Raw genomic sequence first — 9,932 nt, forward strand, 5'->3', positions numbered from 1 at the left:
AAGCTCCTGCCCTATTCTCGGGGTTCCCCTGGCTGAGTTGCTGATCGCCCCGCAATTCTCTGCCTGTTTACAAAATTGTGAGATTTCTACCCGGGCTGTAGAGCAGCCCCCGTCTCCGCGAGAGATTTCCAGACGGAGAGTGACAAATCTCCGCGCGTATTCACTCCGAGAGGGTTCACGGCGCGGTGGCGCGCTCAATCACCGCGAGCGCTTCCGCGAAATGGGCGGGCTCGGCGCCCAGTCCCAGCCGGAAGCCGTGGCCCCGTTCCAGCGGGTGGCTGCCGTTTGGATCTCCCACCTCCATGGCGCTCAGCGGCAGGACGAAGACGCCCTCCGCCGCCAGGGCCTCCAGCCGCGAGGTGAAGGCCGCGGGCTCCAGGGCCCCCTTCACGCCGATGCAGGTGACGAGGCCCCCTTGGGGCGCGGTGCCGTACACGCCCCGCGAGCGCTCCAGGAACGCAGCCAGGGTGCGCCGGTTCTGGAGCCAGTCCTCGCGCGCCCGCTTCAGCGCGGGGCTGTGCAGGTCCTTGAGCACCTCGTACGAAATCCACTCCGTCACCGGGTTCACCGTGTGCGTCGTGTAGTTCTTCTCGTTCTGCATCCGCGCCAGCATCGCCGTGTCGCCCACGCACCAGCCGATGCGCAGCCCCGGACAGCCCAGGCACTTGATGAACGAGCCCGTCACGAACGAGCGCGTGCCCGGCCGATACACCGTGGCCCCCAGCACCGCGTCCTCGGAGGACAGGAAGCGGTAGTGCTCGTCGCCCACCACCGTGGCCCCGTTCGCGTCCGCCCACTTCGCCACGGTGTCCAAGAGGCCCGCGTCCAGCACGAGGCCGCTCGGATTGTGGGGCGTGTTGAGGATGACCACGTCGGGGCGCTCGCGCTCCAGCCGCGCCGCCCAGTCGCCCGCGTCGATGGACGGCCGGCCCCGCTCGTCCCAGCGCACGGGCAGCCGCACCACCTGCGCGCCCTGCTGCATGGGCAGCTCATAGAGGAGCTGGAACGCGGGCCACGCCAGCGCCACCTTGCGCGGACGCAGCTGTCGAAACAGCAGCAGCAGCGCCTCGCTGGTGCCCGTGGTGATGAGCACGTTCTCCCGCGTGGCGCCCGGGTGCATCGCGGCGACCAGGTCGCGCAGGTCCGCGCGTCCCCAGTTGGGGCTGTCGCGCAGCAGCGTGGACAGGAAGACGGCCGAGGCCTCGTCGGGGCTCACCCCCGAGCCCGTCAAGAGCTCGCCCACGGTGACGGGACGGCCTCCGGACTCCCCCAGGTTGTAGCGCGCGGTGAACCGCGAGCCCTCCAGGTAGTCCTCCATGAAGAATGAGCGCAGCGGTTCCATCTCGACTCCGGATGTGAGGACTCAGGCGGCCGGCACGGCGGCGACTTCGGGCCAGGCGACATCCCCGCGGTGCGCCACCACCACCTGCTGGATGGGCATGTCGAACGCTCGCGCCGCGGTGAGGCCCACCGGCGAGAGCAGCGCCTGGAACTCCGGCAGGGACAGCACGTCCCCTTCATTGGACACGTAGCGCCGCAGCGCGAAGTAGAGCGCGTCGAGCGGCCCATCGCGGCGGTCCGTCAAGAGATAGCCGGAGATGAGGAGCAGTCCGCCGGGCTTGAGCGCCCGCGCGAGCTTCGCGAAGAAGCCGGGCAGCGCATCGGGCGGCAGCGCGGGGATGATCTGCGGCAGGAGGATGACGTCGTACTCCGCCTCGCCGTAGTCCACCGAGAGGCAGTCCCCCTCCCACAGCCGCGAGCGCGCCTCCAGCTTCAGCTTCGTCAGGTGCGGGCGCACCGCGTCCAGCACGTGCACCGAGTCCAGGTACGTCACGTGCGTCGTGGGCGCCGCGAGCCCGAAGGCCGCGCCCCACACGCCCGAGCCCGTGCCCACGTCCAGCACCCGCGCGCCAGCGAGCGAGCGCATCTGCCCCACCAGCTCCGCCGCCTTGCGGCTCAGCCGGAGGTGCGAGCCGAAGATGCCGGAGATGCGCGAGGCGTTCTCCTGGTAGATGCGGCGCGCCGTCTCCGGGTCCCGCAGGTCCAGGCGGAAGCGCTGCTCACGCACGGCCTCCCCCAGATGCCCGAAGGCCTCCCAGTACGCCATGGTCGCCGGCAGCGCGCGCTGGAAGTACGGCAGGCTCGTGGCGTCGAGCATCCGCGCCGCCGCCTCCGTGAAGGACCAGCGCCCCGCCTCCTCCCGCGCCACGCCCAGCGAGGCGAGCACGCCCAGGAGCACGCCCAGCCCCTCCGGGTGCACCTTCAACCCGGCGGCGAGCACGTCGCGAGGCGTCGCGGTCTCCACCAGCCGCGTGAGCAACCCCAGCTCCGCGGCGGTCACCAGCGCCTGCGTGCGCGCGAAGTTGCGCGCGTACCGGTCGAAGAACTCCTCGGCCCGCGCGTTGGGCGCGGCAGGCGACGGCTCCAGGAACAGGGCGCGGAACCACCCCAGCAAATCCCGCCCGTCCACCGCGGCGCCGGTGCGCACCGCCTCGGGCAGCTTCGCCACCACGTGCCACCAGTCCGGCACCGCCCGCAGCCGCGCACGGAACGACGCATCCGCGAGGAACGCGGCCGTGTCCTCCGCGAGCAGATACCCCTGGCCCTCCTGGAACAACACGAAGCCCAGGCCCACCAGCGGCTCGAGGATGGCGCGGACCCCGCGGCGATTCGCGCCCAGGTGCTCGGCCAGCGAGTCCAAGGACAGGGGCCACGCGCCCGGCCCCGCGGAGAGCTGTCCGAACAGCCCGAGCGAGAACGCGGCCTGGAGCGCCGCCGACTCGTTGCTCGCGTCACGGCCGAGGAAGTTGAGCTGCTGCACGAAGGCGGGCGACGCGGGAGGCTTCGACATGGACTCTCCTTCAGACCCAGCGGAACCAGCGCAGCGCGACCACCAGGGGGAGCACCGTCCAGGCCACGAGCACCCACATGGCCGGGCCCAGCGCCAGCAACGACGTCCCCTCCAGCATGATGGCGCGCAGCGAGTCGTTGAGCGCCGTCAGCGGCAGCGCGTGGATGACCGGCTGCAACCAGCCCGGGAAGTTGTCCGACGCGAAGAAGACGCCGGACAGGAACAGCATCGGCATGGACACCAGGTTGACCAGCCCGCCCACCGCTTCCTCGTTGTGCGCGCGGATGGACACCAGCAGCGCCAGCGAGGCGAAGCACATGGCGCCCATCAACCCCATGCCCAGCAGCGCGACGTAGCTGCCGAACATCGGCACCCCGAAGAGCCAGCGCGCGAAGGCGCAGAAGAAGGCGACCTCCAGCACCGCGAAGGCCGTGCGCCCCAGCAAGAAGGCCAGGAAGAAGTGCGTGCGCGACATCGGCGTGCCTGCCAGTCGCTTGAGCAGCTTGCCGCCGCGCATGGACACCAGCGGCACCGCCAGCGCCCACAGGCTGGAGGACATCAACGACATCCCCAGGAGGCCCGGGATGAGGAAGTCGATGTAGCGATTGCCCGGCTCCGACACCGGCGTCGTCCGCACCGCCTCCAGCCGAGGCGCATCCGGCGCGCGCGACAGGGCCTGCATGACGAGCAGCCGCGCCGTCCTCCCCTCCGCCTGGCTGGGGTCCACCAGCGCCTCGGGCTCCGGCGTGCCGGGCACCAGCACCAGCATCACGCGCCCCCGGGCGAGCTGCCGGCGCGCCTCGAGGAGCTCCAGCGTCTCCACCTCCAGCTCCGGCGTGCCCGCGAGCCGGGCGGAGAGCTCGGTGGCCCCTTCGCCTTGCGCGATGGCGACGCGCACGGGCCCGAGCGACTCGTTGCGGAAGGCCAGCCCCAGCACCAGCGTGGTGACGATGGGGAAGACGAACGTCCAGAACAGCACCTCGGGCTGCCGCCACAGCACCCGCAGGCGCATCAACACCAGCTCACCCAGCGAGCCCATCACGCCGCCTTCTCCTCGTGGCCCTCGCGCAGCGAGCGCCCCGTCAATCCGATGAACACGTCATCCAACGTGGGCCGCCGCGTGGACAGGTGCTTGAGCTTCGCGCCGGACGCCTCCACCTCGCGAAGCACCGACGGCAGCGCCTCGTGCAGCGCCCTCACCCGCAGGGACAGCCGGTCCGCGTGACGCCGCGCGGAGACGACGGTGGACAGGGGCGACAGCCGCCCCAGGTCGAGCGACGGCTCCGCCTCCAGCTCGATGACCTGCTCGGCCCCCAGCGACGCGACGATGTCCCCGGGCGTGCCCCGGCTGATGACGCGCCCCCGGTCGATGATGACCAGCCGGTCGCAGAGCACCTCCGCCTCGTCCATGTAGTGCGTCGTCAGCACCACGGTGCGCCCCTTGGCCTTGAGCGTCGCCACCACGTCCCACAGGGCCCGGCGCGACTGCGGGTCCAGGCCCGTGGTCGGCTCGTCCAGGAAGAGCAGGTCCGGGTCTCCCGCCAGCCCCAGCGCCAGGGCCAGCCGCTGCCGCTGGCCGCCCGACAGCTTGCCCACCCGGGCGTGCCGCTTCTCGCCCAGCTGCACCATGCCAATCAGCTCCTCGAGCGGCAGCGGGCGCGGATAGAAGGACGCGAACAGCCGCACCGTCTCCTCCACCGTGAGCTGCTCCACCAGCTTCGTCTCCTGGAGCGTCAGGCCGATGCGCTGGCGAAGCCTCGTCGCGTCGCGCCTCCAGTCCAGCCCGAGCAGCCGTACATGACCGGAGGTCGGCTCCTGGAGGCCCTCGAGAATCTCGACGGTGGTCGTCTTGCCGGCGCCGTTGGGGCCGAGCAGGCCGACACATTCGCCGCGTCGGATGTCCAGGTCGATGCCGTCCACGGCGGTGATGTCGCCGAAGCGCTTGACCAGTCCCTTCACCTCGATGGCGAGCTCGTCTGGGGATGTCATGGGGGGAGTGGGCGGCAGTATGGCCCAAGGCGGGCCGGGGCCCAACGGCGCGCGCGTGGAATGCGGCGGGCCGCGTCCGGGGGTGCTACGGTCCGCCGCCGTGGCCCTGAGCGACGGATTGGATGCGCGGGTTGACCGGCTGGAGTTGCCGTTCAACGAGTACGGCGTGGACCCGTACGGAATCTCCCGGAAGCACGTGAGGGATGCGCTGCGCGTCTTCGCGCTCATCTACCGGTACTACTTCCGGGTGCGCTGCCACGGCATCGAGCACATCCCCGCCCGGGGCCGGGGCATGCTCGTGGGCAACCACTCGGGCGGCGTGGCCGTGGACGGCGCCATGGTGCTGACGTCCACCCTGCTGGAGATGGACCCGCCCCGGCTCGCCCAGGGCATGGTGGAGCGCTTCCTCCACAAGTTCCCCGTCTCCTCGCTGTGGGCCAGCCGCACCGGCCAGTTCACCGGCCTGCCCGAGCACGCGCGGCGGCTGCTCGAGGACGACCGGCTGCTCATGATTTTCCCCGAGGGCGCGCGCGGCACGGCGAAGCTGTTCCCGGACCGCTACTCGCTGGTGGACTTCGGCACGGGCTTCGTGCGGCTGGCGCTCCAGACGCGCTCGCCCATCATCCCGTTCGCGTTCCTGGGGGGCGGCTCGGCCATCCCCACGGTGTTCAACGCGTACACGCTGGGCAGGCTGCTGGGGGTGCCGTACGTGCCGCTGACGCCGTACCTGCTGCCGGTGCCGCTGCCGGTGCGGCTGGAGATCCACTATGGCGAGCCGCTCGTCTTCCGGGGCACCGGGGACGAGGAGGACCACGTCATCGAGGGGTATGTGGCGAAGGTGAAGGAGCGCATCGCGGGTCTCATCGAGCGCGGCCGGGCGGGGCGACAGCACCGCGGGCTGGCCAGAAAGCTGCTGCCATGAGGGTGCTCATCCCGGGTATCTCCGGAGGAATCGCGCGCAAGCTGGCGCTGCGGTTGAAGCGGGCGGGCCACGAGGTGGCGGGGGTGGACATCCGCCCCTGGGACACGGCCCAGGAGGCGGACATCCAGGTGTTCCGCGGCGATGTGCGCAAGCGCGTGGCCGAGGACGTCTTCCGCCGCTGGCGTCCGGACGCGGTGGTGCACATGGCCACCGTCACGGCCTTCACGGTGCCGGGCGCGGAGCGCGGGCGCATCAACCTGGACGGCACCAAGGCGGTGTTCGACCACTGCGCGACGCACGGCGTGAAGCAGCTGCTCTTCGTCGGGCGGCACACCTTCTATGGCGCGGCGCCGGACTCGCCGCTGTACCACTCCGAGGACGAGCCGCCGCGCGCGCTGGAGGCCATCCCGGAGCTGGCGGACCTGGTGGCCGCGGACCTGTACGCCGCGACGGCGCTGTGGCGCCTGCCCGAGGTGACGACGGCGGTGCTGCGGCTGCCGTACACGCTGGGCGCGCCGGGCACGGGGACGCTGGCCTCGTTCCTCAAGGGGCGACGGGTGCCGCTGGTGCTCGGCTATGACCCGCTGTTCCACGTGCTCCAGGAGGAGGATGTGGTGACGGCGCTGCAGCTGGCGCTGGAGAAGAAGATCCGGGGCATCTTCAACGTGGCCGGGCCTCCGCCGATTCCGCTGTCGGTCATCGTGCGCGAGACGCGGCGCACGGCGGTGCCGCTGCCGGCGCAGGTGTTGTCGTTCCTGCTGGGGCGGGCGGGCTTCCCGCGCCTGTCGGTGGGGGCGCTGGATCACCTGCGCTATCCCATCGTGGTGGACAACCGGCGCTTCCTGGAGGCGACGGGGTTCGAGTACCGGCACAGCGTGGCGGACACGCTGCGCATCTACCGTGAAGCGGCGCCGCCGCCCGTGTCCGGGGGGCTCATCTAGGGCCCCCGCGTGGACGTGGTAGCGTGAGGGCTCCCTCGTGCCGCGAGTTGGAGCCCCATGCCGATGAAGCCCCTGCCCTTTTCCGCCAGGCCGGTCCGCAGGTTGGAGCGCCCGTCGCTCGAGGAGCTGCGGGAGTGGCACTACCGTGAGCCGGTCATCGTCCGGGGGCTCCTGGACGCCTCGGGGGCGCTGGACGCGTTCCGCGCGCAGGGGACGTTGGACGGGAAGCTCGCGGTGCTGGAGGCGCAGCTGGGGGAGCGGCCGCAGCATTACTTCTGCGTGTTGCCTCCGGAGTCGGGCGGGCACTACCGGCCCAAGCTGGTGGTGAGCGACGCGGAGGGGGGCGTGGCGGTGATGCCCGAGCAGGGCAGCTTCGCGGACTTCGCGGACCGGCTGAAGGCGGCGGTGCGCACGGGCGAGTACGTGTACATGCAGAACGGGATGCTCGAGCAGTCCCACGTGCGCGAGAAGCTGCGGTTCGACTTCCTGTCGTTCAGCGACCCGCTGGGGGTGGAGAGCAAGTTCTGGGTGGGCTCGGACGGGCAGGTGGTGAACCTGCACTACGACGACTGCATCAACTTCATCTGCATGTTCGAGGGCACCAAGCGGGTGACGATGTTCCCGCCGGAGCAGCTTGCGAACCTGTACCACGCGCCGCTGGACGTGCTGGGCGGCGGGGCGCCCACGACGCCCGTGCACCTGTTGAACCTGGACCTGGAGCGCTTCCCCCGGTTTCGCACGGCGATGGAGCACGCGTGCGTGGCGGTGGTGGAGCCCGGGGAGGCGCTGCTGATTCCGCCCTTCTGGTGGCACCACGTGGAGTCCTTCGGGGCGATGCATGTCATGGTGAACAGCTTCATCACCACGATTCCGTCCACGGCGACGCTGGAGCTGTGGAAGGACCTGTCGGCGGGCATCCGCGCGCTGGCGAAGGCGACGCCCCAGGAGCGGAACCGGGAGCGGGAGCTGTTCCGCCGTCGGGTGTTCGCGGGGGAGGAGGTCTCGGAGTCCTCGGCGCTGGCGGAGCAGGCGCGGGTGACGTTCCAGAAGCTGCCGGGCTCATGGCGTGAGCACGTGGCGCGGCTGTGGGAGGCGTTCGCCTTCCAGACGCATGGGGCGCCGTTCGAGGAGACGGCCGGCGGGCTCGCGGGGCTCATCGAGCGACAAGCGGGACAGCTCACGCTCTATCCCAACGCCAACATGCTGGCGGAGATGCCAGATGTGATGGCGCTGCCCGCGGGGGACCCGGCTCCGAGGTAGTGGTGCACCTCACGCCTTGAGCCGATTCGAGCATGGATACGCTGAGTCCCAAGGAACGCAGCGAGCGAATGTCCCGAGTGCGCAATCGGGACACGAAACCAGAGCTGCGTGTCCGCCGCCTTATCTCGGGAATGGGATATCGGTATCGACTCCAGTACAAGAAAGTTCCTGGCCGCCCGGACCTTGCATTCCCCGGAAAGAAGAAGGCGATCTTCGTTCACGGATGCTTCTGGCATCGACACCCACAGCCGAGCTGTCCTCTCGCGCGCACGCCTAAATCCCGGCTCGATTTTTGGATACCCAAGCTGGAGGGGAACCGCGCACGCGATATGCGAAAACTCGAGGAGCTTCGGAATCTAGGTTGGTCGGCACTCGTTATCTGGGAGTGCCAGCTGCGCGACGAGGACGCCTTGCGCGAAATCGTCCGCGAGTTTCTGGACACGTCTCCGAAACTGGATGCGATCCCTCCTCCGTGAGACGCGAGGCGGGCGCACGGTTGCCCGCGCCCCGACCAAAACCCCCTTGCACTTCGAGGCCGGGAACGACATGGATACGCCCCCCATGAACTCCATCGAGCTGTTCACCGGAGCGGGTGGACTGGCCCTGGGCACGCACCAAGCCGGATTCCGCCATCGAGGACTCGTCGAGTGGGACGAGGACGCTTGCGACACTCTGCGCAACAACGCGCGCGCCAACTCGGTTCCCGGCATCGATGACTGGAGAATCCACCATACCGACATCCGCCTCCTTTCCTTTGACAGGTTCGGGAGTGGAGACGTGGACCTCGTGGCGGGTGGAGCGCCTTGCCAGCCCTTCAGCCTGGGAGGGAAGCATCGCGCACAAGATGACGCACGCAACATGTTCCCCGAGTTCGTACGCGCCGTGCGCGAGCTCCAGCCACGAGCCTTCATTCTCGAGAACGTGAAGGGCCTGCTCCGGGCGAGCTTCCAGAACTACTTCGAGTACATCAAGTTGCACCTGACGTACCCGACCATCACGAAGAAGCGGACGGAGGACTGGCCAGAGCATCGGGCCCGACTGGAGGATGTCCACACGAAAGGCCGGTTCCAGGGGGTCAAGTACAACGTCGTCGCTCAACTCTTGAACTCCGCCAACTATGGCGTGCCGCAACAGCGGGAGCGCGTTTTCATCGTGGGCTTCCGCGCGGATACCGGCTTGGAGTGGCACTTTCCCGAGCCCACGCACAGCGAGGACGCCCTCATCTGGGACAAGTACGTCACGGGCGAGTACTGGAAGCGCCATGGGATTCGGCGCCCGGCTTCGAGTAGGTCTTTCTCACTCAGCGGCGTACGCATGCGCGATTTGGAGAACGGCCCTCCCATCACGACGAAGCCTTGGGTCACCATCCGGGATACCATCGCGGACATGCCCGAGCCTCGCGCGGACAGGGACGCGAAGGGCTTCACGAACCACAAGCTCATGTCGGGAGCCAAGGTTTACCCCGGGCACACGGGGAGCCCGATCGACATGCCGTCAAAGACCCTCAAGGCGGGCGTGCATGGCGTACCTGGCGGCGAGAACATGATCGCCTTCGAGGATGGCTCCGTACGCTACCTTACCGTCCGGGAGGCTGCGAGGATGCAGACGTTCCCGGACGCTTGGCGATTTGAAGGCGCTTGGTCCGAGGTCATGCGCCAGCTCGGGAACGCGGTGCCAGTGGGACTCGCTGCGGTGGTGGCGAGCAGTGTTGCGTCCAAGCTCACATCCACGCAGCCGGTTCAGGAGCACCAAGGATCCGAACTACAGGCTCCAAGGAGACACCACGCCTAAGGCTTAATCCCGAGAGTCCCAGTCCGGTGAGGATCCGAAAAGGGCCCCCCGGGTCAAGTCCCGAATCGTGTGTAGTTGGTTCGGAGGGGGTTCGGGGGAGGAATGCTCCTTGGCGGGGTCATGCAGCGGTGTCTGAGTTTGACTTCAGCAGGGACATATCGAGGTAGCGGCGGTCGTC

9 protein-coding genes are annotated in these 9,932 nt (G+C 69.3%); 5 read left to right on the forward strand and 4 right to left on the reverse strand.

Going from position 1 to position 9,932, the window contains the following annotated elements:
- Positions 1 to 175 precede the first annotated feature (175 nt).
- The 4 genes from FL311_RS07820 to FL311_RS07835 are packed head-to-tail and all read right to left on the reverse strand — an operon-like array spanning position 176 to position 4,840.
- On the reverse strand, positions 176 to 1,342 hold the full coding sequence (locus FL311_RS07820) for a pyridoxal phosphate-dependent aminotransferase (RefSeq protein WP_141324306.1): 1,167 nt from the start codon (positions 1,340 to 1,342) through the stop codon (positions 176 to 178).
- Positions 1,343 to 1,363: 21 nt separating this feature from the next.
- Positions 1,364 to 2,851 carry a class I SAM-dependent methyltransferase gene (locus FL311_RS07825; RefSeq protein ID WP_141324307.1) on the reverse strand — a complete coding sequence of 496 codons (1,488 nt, stop codon included), beginning with the start codon at positions 2,849 to 2,851 and terminating at the stop codon, positions 1,364 to 1,366.
- Between the two features lie 10 nt (positions 2,852 to 2,861).
- A complete protein-coding gene (locus FL311_RS07830) occupies positions 2,862 to 3,890 on the reverse strand; it encodes an ABC transporter permease (protein ID WP_141324315.1) in 1,029 nt (342 codons plus the stop codon).
- Complete coding sequence (locus FL311_RS07835) at positions 3,890 to 4,840, reverse strand: ABC transporter ATP-binding protein (protein WP_141324308.1); 951 nt, start codon at positions 4,838 to 4,840, stop codon at positions 3,890 to 3,892. The genes FL311_RS07830 and FL311_RS07835 overlap by 1 nt, the downstream gene beginning before the upstream one ends.
- 100 nt (positions 4,841 to 4,940) lie before the next feature.
- Between FL311_RS07835 and FL311_RS07840 the strand changes: the two genes are divergently transcribed.
- The 5 genes from FL311_RS07840 (at position 4,941) to FL311_RS07860 (ending at position 9,754) form a co-directional block, all read left to right on the forward strand.
- Entirely contained in the window at positions 4,941 to 5,762 is an 822-nt protein-coding gene (locus FL311_RS07840) for a lysophospholipid acyltransferase family protein (RefSeq protein WP_141324309.1), read from the forward strand.
- The gene (locus FL311_RS07845; RefSeq protein WP_141324310.1) at positions 5,759 to 6,703 is read left to right on the forward strand and encodes an SDR family oxidoreductase; all 945 of its coding nucleotides are present in this window, start codon (positions 5,759 to 5,761) and stop codon (positions 6,701 to 6,703) included. The genes FL311_RS07840 and FL311_RS07845 overlap by 4 nt, the downstream gene beginning before the upstream one ends.
- 63 nt (positions 6,704 to 6,766) lie before the next feature.
- Entirely contained in the window at positions 6,767 to 7,963 is a 1,197-nt protein-coding gene (locus tag FL311_RS07850) for a cupin-like domain-containing protein (protein WP_194869104.1), read from the forward strand.
- 32 nt (positions 7,964 to 7,995) lie between these two features.
- Positions 7,996 to 8,439 (forward strand): very short patch repair endonuclease, encoded by a 444-nt coding sequence (locus FL311_RS46250; RefSeq protein WP_141324312.1) that lies wholly within the window; start codon positions 7,996 to 7,998, stop codon positions 8,437 to 8,439.
- 85 nt (positions 8,440 to 8,524) lie between these two features.
- The gene (locus FL311_RS07860) at positions 8,525 to 9,754 is read left to right on the forward strand and encodes a DNA cytosine methyltransferase (RefSeq protein WP_141324313.1); all 1,230 of its coding nucleotides are present in this window, start codon (positions 8,525 to 8,527) and stop codon (positions 9,752 to 9,754) included.
- The last annotated feature ends 178 nt before the right edge of the window (positions 9,755 to 9,932 follow it).

Source organism: Myxococcus sp. AB025B (assembly GCF_006518215.1).
GTDB lineage: Bacteria > Myxococcota > Myxococcia > Myxococcales > Myxococcaceae > Myxococcus > Myxococcus fulvus.